Here is an 18842-nt window from a genome sequence, read left to right as displayed (position 1 = left end):
TTACAAAAGTTACCAACTTTGCAGGACTCGTGCTGGATTGTGTCTTCAAATGTCGCAAACCGGGTTTAGTCCCGGCTTTCTGTCAAATTGCAAATCTAAGCTCAAGGTTGATCAATGCCCGGTAGTTCAGGTCTTGCGAACCGGCCTTAAGACAAAGAATATTCCCAATAAAATAAACGGAATACTGAGCAGCTGCCCCATATTCAGTTGCATGCCTTCTTCAAATGCCGACTGATTTTCTTTCAGAAACTCAATGAAAAACCTGATCAGGAACAGCGAAGCAATAAATACCCCAAATAACAAACCGGGTTTGCTTTTACCCTTGCGGTTAAGCAGGGTCATGACCGCAAAAAGAACCAGGTAACACAGGGCTTCGTACAACTGCCCGGGATGCCGCGGCACGCGGTCTACCTTCTCAAATATGAATGCCCAGGGCAATTCGGCAGGTTTACCGATAATTTCTGAATTCATGAGGTTTCCAAAACGAATGCAGGCACCCGCCAGCGGAACCACCAGCGCCATCTTGTCCAGCAGCCAGAGAAAGGGAACCTTAAACTTGCGCGCAAAAAGAATCAGCGCGATAAATATCCCAAGTGCGCCGCCGTGACTGGCCAGTCCGCGGAAACCGGTAAACCTGAACGATGGCTGAAATTCAACAGGCAGAAAGATTTCGAGCAGGTGATCTTTGTAATACGCCCAGTCATAAAACAGGCAATGTCCCAGCCGCGCGCCAATCAGCGTGGCCAGCACAACGTACACGGTTAGTTTCTCCAGCACCAGCACCGGATAACCATCTTTTTTAAATTCTCCTTTCAGTATCCGGAAACTAAATACGAAACCGAGCGCAAAAAGCAGGGAATACCATTGTATGGCGATGAAACCAAGGTCGATCAGTTCAGGGCTGGGGTTCCAGTGGATGTAGGCGGTCATGTAAGCTTAAACGTTAGCGTATAAAAATCAGGATATAGGGTTTACTTGAGTGCATCCAGTACCTGGAACAATTTCCGGTTGATGCCTGAACCTGAGTAGTTGTTGACATTGATCACTACGACATATTTATTGCCGCTGCGGTCGGTGTGGTAACCTGCAAAAGCCGAGACGTCAGATATGGTTCCGCTTTTGATCTTCATCCCGTTATACTCAGGAAGTGCTTTATAGAAATCAGCGAACCAGGATTCTTTCTGTGCCTGGAAAAGGATAGTGGCCATGGCCCGGGTAGTTACCCGGTTAGCCGGCGAAAGACCACTGCCGTCAACAATATTCAGGGCATTGCGGTCAATGCCCTTTTCTGCCCAGAAGTTAACCAGTGTGCGGGCGCCCTCCCGCGTTCCCGCTGGCCGGCCCGATTTCCAGGCCAGGGTACGCAACAGGTGTTCACCAAAAAGGTTGATGCTCTTTTTCTCAAACCAGTAAACAATTTCAGAAAGGCTGGGCGATGTGATCGTTGAAAGCTTCTGTACAACCGGCGGGGTTGTCTTTTGTTCGAGCGCAAGCAACCGGGAAGTGGTCGCAGCGGCCGAACGGATTCCAAGTCTCTTCATGGTATCCTGCAGGCGGTAAGCACAGTCGTAAGCAGGGTCAGGCAATGCAACAGAAATACCGCTTTTACGGATGTCGCTGGCCCAGGTGCCGCGCAGGTAAGCCAGATTGCCAAACGGAGGCAGGTAGGCATAGGCGTTATCGCCAGAGCCAGCTGCACCCGTTTTCAGCTCATTTACGATCCGGATGTAGGGCATTTCTGGTTGGGCTTTGATCACCGAGGCATTCGCTGCCCGCAGGTGGATATCGAATTGGTTTTCACGCCAGCTCAGCGCCGATGCGCCTGCACCATAGTAATTGCCGATTTCCTGCCAGGTCCAGCCATCAGGTGTGGTCTGCGTGCCCCAGGCACTGTCATCGCCAATGACGGTGCCGCTGATTTCGCGGATACCGGCTGCCCGGATTGCGGCTACCCACTGACTTAAGACCACATTTTCACGGCTTTGTTCGTACCGCCAGGAGCCAAGCGTCGGATCGCCGCCTCCTGTGATGATCAGGTCGCCTTTCAATACGCCGTTTTCGATCCTTCCGCTATAGCCCAGAGTGGTCTGGTAACGAAAATCTTTTCCGAGCAGAGAAAAAGCCGTAGCGGCCGTAATGGTCTTAAGCGTCGATGCGGTGGCCAGACCGGTATGTTCATTGGCACCATACAGCAGTTTGCCCGAGGCCGCATCCAGTACGCAGAGCGATGCCGACGCGTACCGGCACTGTTCGTCGGCCAGGAAACGTTCAAAGGCTTTTTCAACGTTTTCAATCCGGTTCTGGGGCATGGCCGATAAGGGGGCCAGGGCGATAAGAAGGCAAAAGATCTTTCTGAAATGCATCCTGCTGAAATAAAAAATGTGATGCCCTCAGGCACCACATCTGGTTATATGTTTTGGTTCTGCAAGTTCTAGACCAGCTCTTTCTGGACCAGGAACTCAGCGATCTGAACGGCATTAGTGGCCGCGCCCTTGCGCAGGTTGTCTGCTACAATCCACATGTTCAGGGTCTTGGGCTGCGATTCATCGCGCCGGATCCGGCCCACAAATACTTCGTCTTTTTCATGTGCATCTTTTGGCATCGGGTATTTCAGGTTGGCCACATCGTCTATCACCACAACACCCGGAGCCTTATCCAGGATAGTGCGCACATCTTCCAGTTCGAATTCGCTATCAAACTCGATGTTTACTGATTCAGAGTGTCCGCCCATGACCGGGATACGTACCGTAGTTGCCGTTACCCGGATGCTGTCATCGCCCATGATCTTGTTGGTCTCTTTGACCATTTTCATTTCTTCCTTCGTATAACCGTTCTCAGTAAAGACATCAATGTGCGGCAATACGTTCAGGTCGATCTGGTAAGGATATGCTTTTTCTCCCTCTACACCCTGGCGCTCATCCATGAGCTGGGTAACCGCCTTTACGCCGGTTCCGGTTACAGACTGATAGGTCGAAACAACCACACGTTTGATCTTGAACGCATCGTGCAGAGGCTTCAGCGCAACCACCATCTGGATGGTTGAACAGTTCGGATTGGCAATGATCTTATCGTCTATAGACAGCTCATAGGCGTTTACTTCGGGCACGATCAGTTTTTTTGACGGATCCATGCGCCAGGCTGATGAATTGTCAATGACTGTGGTTCCTGCTTCGGCAAAGCGCGGGGCATGCTCCAGCGATGTACTGCCGCCGGCAGAAAAGAGGGCGATATCTGGTTTCATGGAAATGGCAGTGTCCATGCTAACGATGGGGAACTGCTTACCCTTGAACGTGATTTCCTTACCAACGCTCTTTTCAGAGGCTACGGGAATCAGTTCGGTTAAGGGGAAGTTTCTCTCCTCCAGTACTTTTAACATGACGGTACCGACCAATCCGGTAGCACCAACAACTGCGACTTTCATTTCTTTAATTTTTAATTAATTTTTAAATTTGTAGTTATAAGTGAGTTTTTTTATGATTCCAAATATGCGAAATTTCAGTCTTATTCTATTGATCTGCTGGGCTAAAATCGCTTCTGCTGCATTTTCCTGCGATTTTTATGACACAGCGCGGCCGGCGCGCTCGTTTGCGCTTCGCGCCGGCGAAACGATTGTGATCAATGAGATTTTTGCAAACCCCGGCGGTAACGCTTTGTTGCCTGTGCAGGAATTTGTGGAATTGTGGAACCCTTCGACTGAGCCGGTTGTGCTGACCGGATGGAGTTTTTCAGATCTGCGCAGCAAGGCGGTTTTCGGTGCCGATACGCTTGCGCCGGGTGCCTTTCTGCTCATTTGCAGCAACGCTGACGTGGCTGCACTGGGCCGGTTTGGCAAAGTACACGGAATATCGCCCTGGCCGGCACTAAACAATGATGAAGACATGCTGACGCTGAGCGATGCGGAAGGACGGATCGCTGACCAGGTCCGTTATGACCTCGGTTGGTACCGGGCAAGTCCGTCGAAGGGCCTCAGCCTCGAACGCATCAAGGCCGGCGGTACTTGCGGGGGCAGGCAGAACTGGTTGCCCTGCACAGACGCGGGCGGCATAACACCCGGACGCATGAACACGGTGGCCGGTTTCCACGATCAGGCGCCGCCGGTTATACTTGCTGCTGCCGCAGTGGCCGGCGACAGCAGCATCATCCTGGCCTTTTCAGGCGAACCTGATACGGCCACATCCTTGCGTCCGGCCAGCTACAAAGTGAACAACGGCATGGGAGCGCCGGCAACGGTTGTCCCTGAAGATACAGATTTCCGGAAGGTCAGGTTAAATTTTGCCGGCAGCATACCCCGCAATCGGGAGTATCTGATCAGTACTCCCGGCTTGCGCGACTGTGCGGGCCGCCCGCCGGCACGAGGTGAATGCGCCCTTTTCGTACCAGATACCATTGCACCCGGCGATGTCCTGATCAGCGAGTTGCTCTGCAACCCACGACCGGGCGGAGTCGATTTCGTCGAACTGTACAACGCCTCGGCAAAAACACTCGATCTTTCCGGTCTGCACCTTGCGCGGGCCGACACCCTTGGCAAACCGGCAGACATCAGGCCGCTTTCTGCAACCGCCCTGCTTGCCGACGCCGGCTCCTATCGCGCTTTCTCGATCAATCCGGCGATGCTGTCGGGACAGTATCCGCAGGCCCCGGCCGCAATGCTCGTCGGCGTGGGCCGGCTTCCTGCGTATTACAATCAGTCAGGGAGCGTGCTGTTGCTACAGAACGGCCGGCTCATTGACCGTTTGGATTATACAGAAGGCATGCACCATCCGCTGCTGCAGAATATGAAAGGTGTTTCGCTCGAGCGGTCCGATTTTAACCAGCCAGCCTTCATTACCGGCAATTTTAGCAGTGCGTCGGCTGCCGCCGGATATGCCACACCCGGGTACCGCAATTCCCGCCAGGCAGACAGTTCCCAAATAAACCGGGTCGTGCTCGGCGTAACGACCTTCTCCCCGGACGGTGACGGCAGGGCCGATGTATTGCCGGTTCATTACAAGCTCGCGGCGCCCGACAACCTGGCTACTTTGACGGTTTATACCGACCGTGGGGTCAAAATCCGTATCCTGCTTCGAAATGAAGTAGCCGGCGGGACTGGCACCGTTGAGTGGGATGGGCGCGATGAACAGGGAAGGCCATGCCCCGCGGGGGTGTACCTTGTTCACTTCTCCTCTTTCGGCCTGAAAGGGACAAGATTCAGCACGCACAAAGCCTGCGTATTGGCCAGAAACCTGAATTAAGCAAGGCCAGGCGGCAGAAAGTTTGCAGATGCCGCGTAAATGCATGTATTTGTATGTAAAATATTATGTGTAATTTTACAGCCCGATTATGGCATATATCAAAACATCATTTGATTTCGAGAAACCACTGGCCGATCTGGTCCAGCAGATCGAAAAGGTAAAGCAGGTTGCAGATAAGACAAAAGTCGACATGTCGGCTACACTTCAGGAGCTTGAAGACCGGCTGGCGCAGACAAGTTCAGTACTTTATAACAACCTCACGGGATGGCAGAAAGTGCAGATGTCAAGACATGCCGACCGCCCGCAGACGCTGGACTACATCAACATGATCTGCGATGATTTTATCGAGCTGCATGGCGACCGTACGGTCAGGGACGATAAAGCAATTGTAGGCGGTTTCGGAACCATCGGCGGTCAGAGTGTGATGATCATTGGTCATCAGAAGGGCAAGAACACAAAAGAACGCCAGTTCCGCAACTTCGGCATGGCGAACCCCGAAGGCTACCGCAAGGCGCTCCGGCTCATGCGGCTTGCCGAGAAATTCAATAAACCGGTCGTTACTTTTATCGACACCATGGGTGCTTACCCGGGCCTGGAAGCTGAAGAGCGCGGGCAGGGCGAAGCCATCGCCAGAAACCTGCTGGAAATGTCGGTGCTGCGTGTTCCCATTCTGTGCTTTATCGTAGGCGAGGGCGCCTCGGGTGGTGCACTCGGAATTGGCATCGGTGATAAAGTTTACATGCTCGAGCACACCTGGTACTCTGTGATTTCGCCCGAATCCTGCTCATCCATTCTCTGGCGCAGCTGGGATTACAAGGAGCGGGCTGCAGATTGCCTGAAATTGACCTCGAACGATATGTTCAAAAACGGGCTGATCGATGGTGTGGTGGCTGAGCCGCTTGGCGGCGCGCACCAGGACCCCGAAGCTATGGCTGCTACCCTGAAAGATACCATTCTGAAAGACCTGGGCGTGCTTAGTAAAGAAAAGACCGACAAACTGATTGCAAGCAGGATCGATAAGTTTTGCGCCATGGGCGTTGTCCAGGAATAGCGACTTTATCTGCATTAAAATACAGGCCCGGAATTTATTTCGGGCTTTTTGTTTGCTGCTCCCAGACAACGGCAAACCTTGCCGTCCCGTTTAACGCCGCGAAATGCACATGAATATTGCGCCCTGAACCACACCCTTCCAGTTCACCTGTAAAATAAAAAAGCCGGCGGGTAGCCGGCTTTCGGTGACTAAATGTGTTTTTCTTATTCCGAAAAATACATGGCAAACCTGCTTTGCAGCGCCATGAAGTCTTTTTCAAGCTGTGCGTTCAGCTGTTTCTGGTTGTTCACGGCGGTTGCCTGGATCATCATGTTGAAGATATACAGGCCGCGCTGTACGTGCTGGCTTCCGTTCAGGCTGTTCTTGCTTTGCGATACGTCGGCCAGGTAGGTGAGTTCCTTTTTGATAAAATCTGCAGTTGACCGTACCAGCGCGTTGGCTTTTTCGGTTTGCTTCAGGGTATAGAGGTTCTCGGCCATGTAATATTTGCCGATAACAGAATTCATGCTGTAGAATCTTTTTGGGATAACCTGTTCGTATTTGGCAACTGCTTTAAGCGCATCTGCCGTCCGGCCTTCCCTGATAAGCGCCGAGATCAGGTTGTTGAACATGCTGGTCATGATAAACGTATCATCAGAAGACTGTGGGTCCAGGTATTTCGCCGTTGTCATATTACCCCATTTGAACCGGTTCATTACATGCTCGTACATGGCGTCGGTGTTAACCAGCTCACCGCGGGCGGCAGCTGTTGTATCAGGTTTGAAAGGCATCAGCCGCAAGGCTAAGCCTTCGTTGTACAGGTAATTATCCAGCCCGTTAAACTGCTCTGAAGGCACAGTTGTGGCAAAATAGATCGGGCGTTTCCATTGGTTGTGCGCCAGGATATCGAACATGGCCAGCGTTCCTTTGGTCACATAATTTTTGTTGAAAGTCCAGTCTATTTCAGGTGCAATGCGGTCGCGCTGTGCAGCGGGAACTGTTCCCGAGCTGATTACCTCGTCCGGATTGACCGTCATTTTTAGTTTCTTAGTCGGTATAAAGTTTGTTTTACTGCCGTCCTGTAAAGAGATTTTTGCCTCTTCTGCGTCAGACAGCAGGAAGTCGACCACGTCTTTCAGCTCCTGGCTCTGTGCAATCTTGTAATCCTGGTAATACATGACATCACGAACGCCCTGCACATACTGTTCTGCCTTCATGCTGATCGGTAGCGGTGCAGATTCATTTTGTTTCTGCTTCATGCCGTTGATGTACCAGTCGGTGTCAAATAAACTCAGGTTCACGATCCGCACATCAGGACGTACGTTTTCTACCTCCTGAATATACCAGAGCGGGTAAGTGTCGTTATCACCGTAGGTAAAAATAATTGCATTCGGTGCGCAGGACTGCAGGTAATCGTAAGCAATATCGTGCGCAACCATTTTTGTGGAACGGTCGTGGTCATCCCAGCCTTCTGCGGCCATAATGACCGGTCCGGCAAGTAAACCCACCACGACAGCTATACCGGCGCCGGCTGCGGGGCTGAGTTTCTTAAAAACCCATTCTCTAAGGGCAATTACACCCAGACCGATCCAGATGGCATATGCATAAAACGAACCTGCATATGCGTAGTCACGTTCCCGTGGTTCGAGCGGCTTCTGGTTCAGGTATAGTACAATGGCCACACCTGTAAAAAAGAACAGGAGACCTACAATGCCCGCATTCTTCGCGTCGCGTTTAAAATGCCAGAAAATACCGATCAGGCCCAGGATAAGGGGCAGTCCGTAAAATTTATTGTGAGCGTTGCTGTCTTTGATAGACGGGGGCAGGTTATCCTGGTTGCCAAGCCGTGCGGCATCGATCGCCTTGATGCCTGTGATCCAGTTGCCCTCAAAATTGCTCCCTTGTCCCTGCTCGTCGTTCTGCCGGCCTACAAAGTTCCAGAAGAAATACCGCATGTACATGTAGCCGATCTGGTATGAAAACAAGAAGCCCACGTTGTGAATGAGGGTAGGTTTCTGGTCGTCTGCCAGGCGCATCCATTCCTTGTAAAACTCGGGGTGGCCACCCTGGTCGCTGTACATACGCGGAAGCGGGGTTGTGCTGTCGTACTTGTAATCGGTTTTTTTTCCGGCCGATTCATATTTTTCATTTCCCTTGCGGTATAACGTTTTGCCCTCCTCGATGCCTACCTTCTCAGAATTGAAGTTTGGTCCGAAAAGCAGCGGGCGGTCGCCGTACTGCTCCCGGTTCAGGTAGCTCAGGAAAGAAAAGGCATTATCAGGATCACTGTTGTTCAGGTTGGGATCTGCCTTTGCACGAATAATGATCATGGCAAATGAGGCATAACCGAAAATAATCAGCACGAGCGACAGGAGCGAGAGGTTAAGAATTTTGTGCTGGTGTTTGATCGAATACCGGATAGCCCAGACCAGCGCGCCGATGAGCAGGACAGCGAAAAACAAAACTCCTGTACCAAAACCCAGACCCAGCGTGTTTACGAAAAACAGGTCGAAATAGGCGCCAAACGAAACCAGGTACTGGATCACGCCGTACTGGATAATGCCCAAAATCAGGCAGCCGATCAGGAAGGTTTTGAACATTCCCGATGTGGTGTGGGTTTTATAGCGTTTAAAATAATATACAAAGGCAAGTGCGGGAATAGTGAGCAGGTTGAGCAGGTGAATGCCGATCGAAAGGCCCATGATGTAGGCAATAAAAAGCAGCCAGCGGTCGGCCCGTGGCTCATCTGCATGTGCTTCCCACTTCAGAATGGCCCAGAAAACGATGGCGGTAAAAAGCGATGAAAGCGCATATACTTCAGATTCAACAGCCGAAAACCAGAAACTGTCTGAATAGGTGTAGGCAAGCGCACCCACAAGGCCGGCACCGATGATGGATACCATGTTGCCGGTCGATACTGCTTCGCCCGGTTTGATGAGTACTTTTTTTGCAAGCGCGGTGATGGTCCAGAATAGAAAGAGAATGGTTGCACCGCTGGCAACTGCCGAACCAACATTCATCCACCAGGCAACCTGGGTCAGGTCTCCGCCGGCGAAAATAGAGAAAAAGCGCTGGATCATCAGGAACAGCGGGGCTCCGGGCTGGTGTACAACCTGCATGCGAAGTGCCGATGCGATAAACTCACCGCAGTCCCAGAAGCTAACAGAAGGCTCGAGGGTAAGGATGTAAGACAAAGTAGCGATCACAAAACAGGCCCATCCGGCGATATTGTTCGTTTTCGTATAGTTCATTTCTTATGGATAATAATGACAGATTCTGTTTCAATACTGAAAGTGCTGCCGAAAATAAAGAAATTAGTTCAAACCTTCTAGGTTTTTAAGGTCTTGAAGCACGCAACCCGTTCAGAATCAACTTACGTTAAATTATTTGAAAACATATTTGCAGATATGGAATAAGCTGCCTAGATTTGCATTCCGTTTAAGAGACCTCCTTTTAAATGGCAGTTTGCCCGATAGTATAAGGGTAGTACAACGGTTTTTGGTACCGTGCGTCTTGGTTCGAATCCAGGTCGGGCAACAAATTTAGATTATCGGATCGTGTATTTTCAAAACCACATGATCCGTTTTTTTTTAACCGCATTGATAGAAAGACATCATGCCACTGCAATTTAACCCCGTTAAACTTTTTGCCGGTTCCGGCACAAAGGATCTGGCCCAGAAAATTGCCGAGCAATACGGTAAGCCACTTGGTGCCACCACGCTCAGCAAGTTCAGCGACGGGGAGTTTCAACCCTCATTTGATGAATCGGTTCGCGGCTGCGATGTTTTTTTGATCCAGTCTACCTGTCAGCCCTCAGACAATCTGATTGAATTGCTGCTCATGATCGATGCTGCTAAAAGAGCGTCTGCGCATTACATTACGGCTGTTGTTCCTTATTATGGCCTGGCCAGGCAGGACAGGAAAGACAAACCGCGTGTAGCCATCGGCGCCAAGCTGGTTGCCAACCTGCTTCGCTCTGCCGGTATTCACCGCATCATGACCATGGATCTTCATGCAGCCCAGATTCAGGGCTTTTTTGACATCCCGGTAGACCACCTGGACGGTTCAGTTATTTTTGTGCCATATATCAAAAGCCTCGGGCTGGAGAACCTGACCATCGCATCGCCCGATATGGGCGGATCATACCGGGCCCGTACTTTCGCGAAGTTTTTCAATGCGGAAGTAGTAATCTGCGATAAACGCAGAAAAAGGGCCAACGAAGTAGAATCCATGTCAATTATCGGCGATGTAACCGGCCAGGACATTGTGCTGATCGATGACATTTGCGATACAGCAGGCACGCTGTCTAAAGCGGCTGCGCTGATCATGGAAAACGGGGCAAAAAGCGTACGGGCGGTTTGTACACATGCAGTGTTATCGGGAAAAGCGATAGAAACTGTAGAAAATTCAATGCTTTCGGAACTGATCGTTACCGACACCATTCCGCTGAAGCGGGAAAGCAGCAAAATCCGGGTGCTGAGCACAGCAGACCTGTTTGCACGCGCCATAGCAAATGTAAACGAACATGCATCGATCAGCGACCTGTTTAAAGTATAACGCCCAAAAGGCAACAAATTAGCATTATCAATAAATATATATAACATGAAAACAATCGCAATTAGCGGTTCTCCAAGAGAGAACGTAGGGAAACGCGATGCCAAGGAACTTCGCTACGAAGGTAAAGTGCCTGCGGTATTGTATGGTGGAAAAGAGCAGAAACACTTTGCTGTAGTAACCACCGAGCTGAAAGATGCCATCTATACTCCCGATGCAACATTCGTAGAGATCGACATTGACGGTACCAAATCAAAGGCCATTATCAAGGAACTTCAGTTCCATCCGTTAACTGACCAGTTGCTGCACGTAGACTTCCTTCAATTGTTCGATGACAAGATCATCAACATGGAAATCCCTGTTAAACTCACCGGTACTTCTCCAGGTGTTAAAATGGGTGGTAAACTGATCCAGAAACTTCGCAAGCTGCGCGTAAAAGCGCTTCCGAAAGATATGCCGCAAAATGTAGAAGTAGATATTTCTTCAATGGAAGTTGGTCACCTGATCCGCGTTCGCGACCTGAAAAGCGAAAGCTATGTCATTACCAATACCCCAGAAGATACCATCGTATCTGTAGGTATGTCAAGAGCGTTGAAACAAGCTGAAAACGAGGCAAAAGGAAAATAATTCCTTTGGCTGCCGGTTGCCAAAACAGCACCGCCATGCGGTGCTGTTTTTTTATGCAATCATTTGCCGCTCCGGTGCACGTTCTTACATTTGCAGGAACAGCGCTTCCGCAGAATTTTAAAAGATGAAATACCTGATCGTAGGCCTCGGGAATATTGGGGCAGAGTATGCGCACACGCGCCACAACATTGGTTTTGACATTGCAGACCAGCTTGTCAAAGAACTTGACGGCAGTTTCGAAAACCTGAAACTGGCCTATTATGCCGAAGTGGGTTACAAGGGAAAAAAGCTGCACGTGATCAAGCCCACCACGTATATGAACCTAAGCGGCAAAGCCGTTAACTACTGGATGCGCGAGCTCAAAATTGCGCCCGAAAATGTGCTGGTGGTGGTCGACGACCTGGCCCTCCCCCTGGGTAAGCTGCGCCTGAAGCTGCAGGGAAGCAGCGCCGGCCACAATGGCCTCAAAAGTATTGAGTCGGTATGCGGCGGCCAGAACTACGCACGGCTGCGCTTTGGCATCGGCGATAATTTCCCGAAAGGCCGGCAAGCCGATTTTGTATTGTCCCTATTTGACAGGGATGAGCAGGCAGAATTGCCTGCACTCATCGATAAAAGTGTTGAACTGATCAAGAGTTTTGTAACGATCGGCCCGGCCCGGACCATGACAGATTTTAATAAATAATACTATCCGGGCTTACGGGTGTAATAAATGATCTTCTCGTGCAGGATCTGCTGGTCGAACGGCTTGCCCAGTATATCATCTGCGCCCGCATTGATCGCGTTTTCCCGGTCAGATTCCATCACCGCCGCCGAGAACGTAATGATCGGGATCCGCTCTTTACCCGGAATGTGTCCGTCCCGGATCAGCCTGATGGCTTCCAGTCCGTTCATGACCGGCATGTAGGTGTCCATTAACACCAGGTCGTACGGATGCCTGGCCAGCTTGTCCAGGGCCTGCTGGCCGTCATCTACAGCGTCTGCCTGAATATTCCAGTCTTTCAGAATCTTCATGATCAGGAACTTGTTGATCGGGTTATCTTCTGCAACAAGCACCTGCAGCCCGTCTAACTTAGGCAACACGGCATTGCCGGTCGCGGCCGGCGTCTTTTCACTGTCTTCGACAACCTGGTACCAGTTGGTAAATGAAAAACTGCTGCCTTTGCCTGATTCGCTTTCCACATGCATAATCCCACCCATCAGTTCTGCGAGTTTTTTGACGATCGATAATCCCAGGCCCGTACCGCCGAACCGGACAGTTGTCTGTTCATCGGCTTGCTCAAATGAATCGAAAATGCGCGTCAGGTTTTCTTTCGCAATGCCGATCCCGGTGTCTGTTACCCGAAACTCGACCTGCACATTGTCGCCTTTTTTATCCAGCAAACGGGCATCGAGCGAGACCGAGCCCCCCGGGTCTGTAAACTTGATTGCATTCCCGATCAGGTTCATCAGGATCTGGTTCAACCGCAGCGAATCGAGCATGACTTTGGCCGGCAGCAGCGGGTCGCTGAAAAACACGAGCTTGATGTTTTTTTCGCGTGCCCTGATATTGAGCAAGTTGATTACGGCCTTGCAGACCTTGTCTATTTCATTTGCAGAAAGGCTGATCCTGAACTTGCCGGATTCAATCTTCGAAAGGTCCAGGATGTCATTGATCACGCCTAATAGCGAATCTGAAGAAACCTGCAACAACTGCAGCATTTCTTTTTCGGCCTCCGGCAGGTCGCTTTGCTGCAGCAGCGACACCAGTCCGATTATGCCATTTATTGGTGTACGGATCTCATGGCTCATGTTGGCCAGGAAGTTTTCCTTTATTTTCTTTCCCTGTTCGGCTTCCTCTTTGGCAACGATCAGGTCTCTCTGCGCTTTTTCGAGGAGGATGTTTTTTTGTCTGAGCTCCCGCTGCACCCGCACCAGCTGGACAAATGCGTCTACTTTTGCAGAGGTGACGAAAGGATCCAGGGGTTTATACAGATAGTCTACGGCGCCCGTGTTCAGTCCTTTTACCGCATATTTTGTTTCTTTCGAGATGGCCGTAACGAATATAAAGAGGATCTGCTGGGTACGGGGATTGCTTTTCAGGATCTCCACGAGCTCGAAGCCATCCATTTCAGGCATCTGAACGTCGATCAACGCGATCGCAATATCTTTTTCCCAGCAAATGCGCAAAGCTTCGTTCGGCATCGTGGTAGAAATGATATTGATATCGGGCCGGTCAAGCAGTGCCTCGAGCGCAATGATGTTTTCCGGCCGGTCGTCGACCAGTAAAACATTGATTTTTTCCATCGGGGATGTGTTTAACAATCGTTTCTTTATCTAACTTATTTTCTGATAAATGTTCTGTTTCCGGTCAACAATCCTGAAATTTGCCGAAAGGGCCGAACTTCGCAGGGTTTCTTTAGATCCCAGACACAAAAAGCCAAAAGTAGCTAAACTATTGTAAAATAGTTCGATGACTTTGATCTGAAGCTCAATGTCAAAGTATATCAGCACGTTGCGGCAGGAGATGAGCTGGAACTCGTTGAAAATTCCGTCGGAAGCCAGGTTGTGTATTGAAAATAAAGCGTTCTTTTTGAGCTCCCTTTTAAGCGCGGCCGCCCCGTAGCGTGCGGTGTAATATTCCGAGAGGGAATGACTGGCGCCAGAAAGCAGGTAATTTTCAGAGTAAACCTTCATTTTCTGCAGGTCGTAAATGCCGCTTTTCGCGTGTTCGATCACTTCAGAATTGATGTCTGTTCCGTAAAAAAAACTGCGTTCATACAGCTGTTCTTCATGAAAAAGGATGGCAAACGAATACAATTCTTCGCCGGTCGAGCAGCCTGCATTCCATACCCTGATCTTCTGATAACTGCTCAGGTAGGGTGCCACGTGCTGCCTTACCGACTTATAGAACTCCGGATCACGAAACATCTCGGTCACGTTGACAGTGATATCGATCAGGAACTGCTCAAAGAACTGCGGGTTGTTGGTGAGCATCATCCGCAGGTCGAACAGATTCAGGTGGTCTACCGCCATGATCTTCAGTACCCGGCGTTTCAGCGAAGCACGGCTGTAATGGCCAAAATCGAAACCATGCACGTTCCGGATCAGCGCAATCAGCGCTTCCAGCTCCTGGTTGCTGATGGTTTCGGGGTACTTATTGGGCGAAAGCATACTAACTTAACCAAACCCGCATCATGGAAAGAAGTTTTTCCATTTCGACCGGTTTTGAAATATAATCGTTCGCGCCTGCTTCGATACATTTCTCCCGGTCGTTTTTCATGGCCTTGGCTGTAAGGGCAATGATGGGCAGCCTGCTGTATTTAGACTGTTCACGTATTTTCTGCATGGCTTCATACCCATCCATCTCAGGCATCATCACATCCATGAGCACCATGTCTGTTTGCGGGTGTTCTTCCAGCTTCTCAAGTGCCTCCCGGCCGTTTGTAGCAATGATGATGTTCATCTCATATTCCTGAAGCGCGCTTGACAAGGCAAAAATATTTCGCATGTCATCGTCTGTAATCAGGATGTTTTTGCCCTTCAGGGCTTTTTCAATGGTCGAAACGCTCTTGACCGCGCGGGTAGCTGCAGACCTGCGTTCCATATCCTGGTTTTTTAGTTTGTTGATAAACAGGCTCACCTCATCCAGCAGGCGGTCATTGGACTTGCTTGTCTTCAAGACCATAGACTGGGTATGTTTCTGGATTCGTGCAATTTCATCCCGGTCAAGTTCCTTGGCCGTATTGATGACTACCGGAATATCTTTAAGTTTGTCGCGGCTTTTAAGCGTATCGAGCAAGGCGAAACCGTCTGTATCCGGTAGCCTGAGATCGAGGATGATGCAGTCAAAGTCCTGTTCTTCAGTAAATTGCAGCGCCTCTTTGCCGGTGTAGGCCTGTGCCACGCCAATTCCCCTGCCAAGCAGCTGATCGCGCAGCGCATTGCTTTGTGTTTCCTGGTCCTCGATGAGCAGCACATTCTTGAGCCTGTAATCGGCCCGGGCATTCAATTGCCCGAACAGGTGATCCAGGTCCTGCAGCTTGAGTGGCTTTTGCAGGAAACCAATGGCGCCTTCATGCTGCGCTTTGGTTTGGCTGCCTTCGCCTGCAGACATCATGTGCACCGGAATGTCGCGCGTAAGCGGATCTGACTTCAGTTTTTTAATGATGGTCCACCCGCTCATGACCGGGAGCATAATGTCGAGAATGATGGCGTCCGGACGTTCTTTTTGGGCCAGCTCAAGACCCGTATCGCCACTGTGCGCCACGAGTGGTTCATAGCCCTTTTCACGAGCGTAATCGGCGAGAATATCGGCAAAACCCGTGTCGTCTTCAACGATCAGGATGCGTTTGCCTTCGCCCGCGATGACAGGGAAGGCTTCGGGGCTGAGTTGTACAGGCGCATCAGGTGGTTTGATATGCTGCTCCTCAATTTCCGTTGCGCTGGTCTCAGCAAGCTGTTCAGGGATGAAGAGGGTAAAGGTGCTCCCCTGTCCCACGTGGCTTTGCACTTGTATCTCCCCGCCAAGCAGCCGGGCCAGCTCACGGCTGATCGACAAGCCCAGGCCTGTGCCACCGTATTTGCGGTTCGTAGACCCGTCGGCCTGCTGGAATGCTTCGAAGATAAGTTTTTGTTTGTCTTCAGGAATGCCAATGCCGGTATCAGATACAGCGATGGCCAGCATTCGGCCGTTTGTTCCCGTTTCGGGCTGATAATACGGGGTATCTGGCGCTGCAGGAGCAATGGAAACCCTGATGCTGCCCTGTTCAGGTGTGAACTTAAAGGCATTCGACAAAAGGTTTTTGATGACCTGTTCAAGCCGCGTCTTGTCTGAAACAATGCGTGCGGGCAGGTTTGGCGACAGGTCGATCGAGAACCCCACATTCTTGTTTTTTGCCACTTCATCGAACAGCAGCTCGAGGTTGGTCTTTATCTCTTCAGGGTGAAGTGGTTCGATCAGCAGATCCAGTTTGCCCGATTCGATCTTTGACAAATCTAGGATATCATTGATCAGCACCAGCAGGTCGTTGCCTGCATTGTGTATCACACCGGCATATTTAATCTGTTCGGGTGTCAGGTTCGCAGTTTTATTCTCCCTGAGTATGCGCGCCAGGATCAGGATGCTGTTGAGCGGCGTACGTAACTCATGGCTCATGTTGGCCAGGAACTCCGATTTGTATTTGCCGGTCAATTCCAGTTCGGCGGCCTTTGCTGAAATGGCATCTTTTGCTTCGTTGATGAAATGGTTTTGCTCTTCGAGCAGCTGGGCCTTTTCTTCCAGTTCTGCATTTGTCTGCGTCAACTCTTCCTGTTGCACGCGCAATTCTTCTTCAGATGCCTGCAGCATTTCCGTTTTCTGCATCAGCTCTTCGTTGGTAGTGCGCAATTCCTCCTGCTGGCTTTCCAGTTCCTCGGCTTGCTGCTGCGTCTGATCGAACAAATTCTGGAGCAGCTGCCGTTCGTTGGCGCTGTTCATCGCAATGCCAATACTTTCAGTCACGTTTTGGAGCAATGCCAGGCGGCGTTCTTCAGGCCGGTGTATAAAGCCCAGCTCGATAACGGCAATCGTTTCATCTTTGAAAACCACTGGCACAAGGTACAGGTAAGAAGGGGAGGTATTTCCTAGACCCGAAGATACCTTGATGTAATTTTCAGGTATTTGGCTCAGTAATCGGGGCTGTTTCTCAAGGGCGACTGTACCGACGAGGCCTTCTCCGGCTGCAATGGGTTTCCGGTATTCCCGTTTCTTCTCAAAGGCAAAAGCACCTGATAACACAAAACTTTCCTGCCCGTGCTGCCGGCTGTAGATACCACCAATAATGGCCCCCACATTCTTACAAAGGGCAGCAACCACGCGTTCAGCTAATTTTTCCAGGTCCTGAACGCCACGCATGGCCTGGTAAACGTTCGATGCGCCCGTAAGCAGCCAGTTGCGATGCTCATTTTCAGCCGAGATCGCCGTCAGTTCTTCGTTCGTATGGCGAATCTGATTTTCAGTCTGTTTTTGCTGTCTGAACGTACGCTGAATAAAGGAGAAAAGATACAGGATAAGCAGGAAGATGATCAGCGCACTGAGCGTAACGATCCAGGTCGTTCGGGTCTGGCTTTGTTCCATGGCAGCTTTACGTTCTTCGAGCAGCTTTCTTTCCTGCCTGATCAGTTGCTGGCTGATGGCGAGTACTTTGTCCTTGTAAATTTTACCCTGATCGGTCATGACGAGCGCCCGTGCGGCCTGCTCTCCCGAACGCAGGTCGGCGTTCAGGATCGCCGCCATATCGGCGATTTTGAGCCTGAGGTAGTATGCCATCGAATCTGCCATGCGGTGCTGAACCGGATTGTCAGCAACCAGTTCAGTTAACCGGCCAGCCTCAGGCATGATGTTGCCGACATTGTTGCGGTAAGGCTCAAGGTATTTTTCCCGCTGGGTGATCACATACCCCCGCATGCCGGTTTCAGCGTTCAGCATATGCTGTTCAATTCCCTGCACGGTCGAAATCACCTCGTAGGTATGGGCAACCCAGGCCATATCTTTATCGAGCGAACGTACGCTGCGGTAAGACGTGGCTGCTGATATGAGGACAAAGAGCAGGGAAACGGCAAATCCCGTCAATACCTGCTGCCGGAAAGTGAATCTGGACATACGTGCAGTTAGTTATCCGGTAAAGATAAGCGCTGCGGGAAGAAAAAAAAACGCCGTTTAAAAAGGAAACGATTTTGCAAATCCTGCGCTGATGGGAATCATTGTTTCGCCAATCCATACCTGGTACCGGTCGTACCGGCTTATTTTGTTCCTGGAAACGATAAAGGCCCGGTGGGTACGGATAAAGTCGGCCGGAGGCAGCATTAGCAACATATCCTGGATAGGCAGCCGCGTACTGATGCTTTTTCCGTTTACCAGGTGAACCTGCGTATAGTTGCCCCCCGCTTCAATGTAGAGGATGTCATCGAGCTGCACCCGAACCTGTTCATAACCGTCTTTGATAAAGACAGACTGCTCCGTTTTCTGGCTGCCTGCATGCGTACGCAGGTCGAGCAGTTGCTGCGCTTTGTTGCAGGCCTTGAGAAACCTGGAAAGCGCAAATGGTTTTAACAGGTAGTCTACGGCATCCAGCTCAAAACTTTTTACCGCGTGCTCGCTGTATGCGGTGGTGAAGATGACCATGGGCGGATTAGCGAGCGTGCTGAGAAAGTCGATTCCGCTGATATCTGGCATTTTGATGTCGAGGAAGAGAAGGTCAACCGGGTTTTTCTGAAGGTAGGCCAGCGCCTCGAAGGCATTGGTAAAGGTGCCTTTCAATTCAATGAAAGGCACCTTCCCTGCGTGTGATTTTATAATGTCGAGCGCAATGGGCTCATCATCAATGGCAATAGCAATCATCCGGTGGTCCGTTTTTAAGAGCTGAAGATAGCGTTTTCTG

Annotated in this window: 13 protein-coding genes and 1 tRNA gene; 6 read left to right on the top strand and 8 right to left on the bottom strand. The window is 50.6% G+C overall.

What is annotated here, in order from left to right; genetic code table 11:
* Window positions 1-126 precede the first annotated feature (126 nt).
* The 3 genes from lgt to C7T94_RS00245 form a co-directional block, all read right to left on the bottom strand.
* A complete protein-coding gene (lgt, locus tag C7T94_RS00255) occupies window positions 127-930 on the bottom strand; it encodes a prolipoprotein diacylglyceryl transferase (protein WP_107212541.1) in 804 nt (267 codons plus the stop codon).
* A gap of 41 nt (window positions 931-971) precedes the next feature.
* Window positions 972-2363 (bottom strand): D-alanyl-D-alanine carboxypeptidase/D-alanyl-D-alanine endopeptidase, encoded by a 1392-nt coding sequence (dacB, locus tag C7T94_RS00250; RefSeq protein ID WP_107212539.1) that lies wholly within the window; start codon window positions 2361-2363, stop codon window positions 972-974.
* A gap of 68 nt (window positions 2364-2431) precedes the next feature.
* Window positions 2432-3421: an aspartate-semialdehyde dehydrogenase gene (locus tag C7T94_RS00245; RefSeq protein ID WP_107212537.1), complete on the bottom strand. Its 990-nt coding sequence runs from the start codon at window positions 3419-3421 to the stop codon at window positions 2432-2434.
* 64 nt (window positions 3422-3485) lie between these two features.
* Between C7T94_RS00245 and C7T94_RS00240 the strand changes: the two genes are divergently transcribed.
* Both C7T94_RS00240 and C7T94_RS00235 read left to right on the top strand, forming a co-directional pair.
* Window positions 3486-5231, top strand: coding sequence for a lamin tail domain-containing protein (locus tag C7T94_RS00240; RefSeq protein WP_162618499.1), 1746 nt, complete (start codon window positions 3486-3488; stop codon window positions 5229-5231).
* 88 nt (window positions 5232-5319) lie between these two features.
* The gene (locus C7T94_RS00235; RefSeq protein WP_107212533.1) at window positions 5320-6282 is read left to right on the top strand and encodes an acetyl-CoA carboxylase carboxyltransferase subunit alpha; all 963 of its coding nucleotides are present in this window, start codon (window positions 5320-5322) and stop codon (window positions 6280-6282) included.
* Window positions 6283-6485: 203 nt separating this feature from the next.
* Here C7T94_RS00235 and C7T94_RS00230 read toward each other — a convergent pair whose 3' ends face one another.
* The gene (locus C7T94_RS00230; RefSeq protein WP_107212531.1) at window positions 6486-9512 is read right to left on the bottom strand and encodes a glycosyltransferase family 117 protein; all 3027 of its coding nucleotides are present in this window, start codon (window positions 9510-9512) and stop codon (window positions 6486-6488) included.
* Between the two features lie 215 nt (window positions 9513-9727).
* Between C7T94_RS00230 and C7T94_RS00225 the strand changes: the two genes are divergently transcribed.
* From C7T94_RS00225 to pth, 4 genes are all read left to right on the top strand, one after another.
* A tRNA-Gln gene (locus C7T94_RS00225) sits at window positions 9728-9798 on the top strand.
* A gap of 78 nt (window positions 9799-9876) precedes the next feature.
* Window positions 9877-10818, top strand: a complete 942-nt coding sequence (locus C7T94_RS00220; protein WP_107212528.1) for a ribose-phosphate pyrophosphokinase — start codon at window positions 9877-9879, stop codon at window positions 10816-10818.
* 45 nt (window positions 10819-10863) lie between these two features.
* The gene (locus tag C7T94_RS00215) at window positions 10864-11442 is read left to right on the top strand and encodes a 50S ribosomal protein L25/general stress protein Ctc (RefSeq protein ID WP_107212526.1); all 579 of its coding nucleotides are present in this window, start codon (window positions 10864-10866) and stop codon (window positions 11440-11442) included.
* A 124-nt stretch (window positions 11443-11566) separates the two neighbouring features.
* On the top strand, window positions 11567-12127 hold the full coding sequence (gene pth, locus C7T94_RS00210) for an aminoacyl-tRNA hydrolase (RefSeq protein WP_107212524.1): 561 nt from the start codon (window positions 11567-11569) through the stop codon (window positions 12125-12127).
* Between the two features lie 2 nt (window positions 12128-12129).
* On the opposite strand, the gene C7T94_RS00205 is transcribed toward pth, so the two are convergent.
* Genes C7T94_RS00205 through C7T94_RS00190 form a run of 4 tightly spaced genes read right to left on the bottom strand, consistent with a single transcriptional unit; the run spans window position 12130 to window position 18802 of the window.
* The gene (locus C7T94_RS00205) at window positions 12130-13728 is read right to left on the bottom strand and encodes a response regulator (protein ID WP_107212522.1); all 1599 of its coding nucleotides are present in this window, start codon (window positions 13726-13728) and stop codon (window positions 12130-12132) included.
* 30 nt (window positions 13729-13758) lie between these two features.
* On the bottom strand, window positions 13759-14595 hold the full coding sequence (locus tag C7T94_RS00200; protein ID WP_107212520.1) for a CheR family methyltransferase: 837 nt from the start codon (window positions 14593-14595) through the stop codon (window positions 13759-13761).
* 1 nt (window position 14596) lies between these two features.
* Window positions 14597-18064 carry a response regulator gene (locus C7T94_RS00195; protein ID WP_107212518.1) on the bottom strand — a complete coding sequence of 1156 codons (3468 nt, stop codon included), beginning with the start codon at window positions 18062-18064 and terminating at the stop codon, window positions 14597-14599.
* 57 nt (window positions 18065-18121) lie between these two features.
* Window positions 18122-18802, bottom strand: a complete 681-nt coding sequence (locus C7T94_RS00190) for a LytR/AlgR family response regulator transcription factor (protein WP_107212516.1) — start codon at window positions 18800-18802, stop codon at window positions 18122-18124.
* Window positions 18803-18842 lie beyond the last annotated feature (40 nt).

Source organism: Pedobacter yulinensis, assembly GCF_003029735.1.
GTDB lineage: Bacteria > Bacteroidota > Bacteroidia > Sphingobacteriales > Sphingobacteriaceae > Pedobacter > Pedobacter yulinensis.
This window is presented reverse-complemented; position numbering and strand designations above follow the sequence as displayed.

What these genes read in the sequence shown, in the direction of transcription:
- C7T94_RS00245 (WP_107212537.1), bottom strand. Translation starts at nt 3,421, where the DNA reads ATGAAAGTCGCAGTTGTTGGTGCTACCGGATTGGTCGGTACCGTCATG.
- C7T94_RS00230 (WP_107212531.1), bottom strand. Translation starts at nt 9,512, where the DNA reads ATGAACTATACGAAAACGAACAATATCGCCGGATGGGCCTGTTTTGTG.
- lgt (WP_107212541.1), bottom strand. Translation starts at nt 930, where the DNA reads ATGACCGCCTACATCCACTGGAACCCCAGCCCTGAACTGATCGACCTT.
- pth (WP_107212524.1), top strand. Translation starts at nt 11,567, where the DNA reads ATGAAATACCTGATCGTAGGCCTCGGGAATATTGGGGCAGAGTATGCG.
- C7T94_RS00235 (WP_107212533.1), top strand. Translation starts at nt 5,320, where the DNA reads ATGGCATATATCAAAACATCATTTGATTTCGAGAAACCACTGGCCGAT.
- C7T94_RS00215 (WP_107212526.1), top strand. Translation starts at nt 10,864, where the DNA reads ATGAAAACAATCGCAATTAGCGGTTCTCCAAGAGAGAACGTAGGGAAA.
- C7T94_RS00240 (WP_162618499.1), top strand. Translation starts at nt 3,486, where the DNA reads ATGCGAAATTTCAGTCTTATTCTATTGATCTGCTGGGCTAAAATCGCT.
- C7T94_RS00220 (WP_107212528.1), top strand. Translation starts at nt 9,877, where the DNA reads ATGCCACTGCAATTTAACCCCGTTAAACTTTTTGCCGGTTCCGGCACA.
- C7T94_RS00205 (WP_107212522.1), bottom strand. Translation starts at nt 13,728, where the DNA reads ATGGAAAAAATCAATGTTTTACTGGTCGACGACCGGCCGGAAAACATC.
- C7T94_RS00195 (WP_107212518.1), bottom strand. Translation starts at nt 18,064, where the DNA reads ATGTCCAGATTCACTTTCCGGCAGCAGGTATTGACGGGATTTGCCGTT.
- dacB (WP_107212539.1), bottom strand. Translation starts at nt 2,363, where the DNA reads ATGCATTTCAGAAAGATCTTTTGCCTTCTTATCGCCCTGGCCCCCTTA.
- C7T94_RS00190 (WP_107212516.1), bottom strand. Translation starts at nt 18,802, where the DNA reads ATGATTGCTATTGCCATTGATGATGAGCCCATTGCGCTCGACATTATA.
- C7T94_RS00200 (WP_107212520.1), bottom strand. Translation starts at nt 14,595, where the DNA reads ATGCTTTCGCCCAATAAGTACCCCGAAACCATCAGCAACCAGGAGCTG.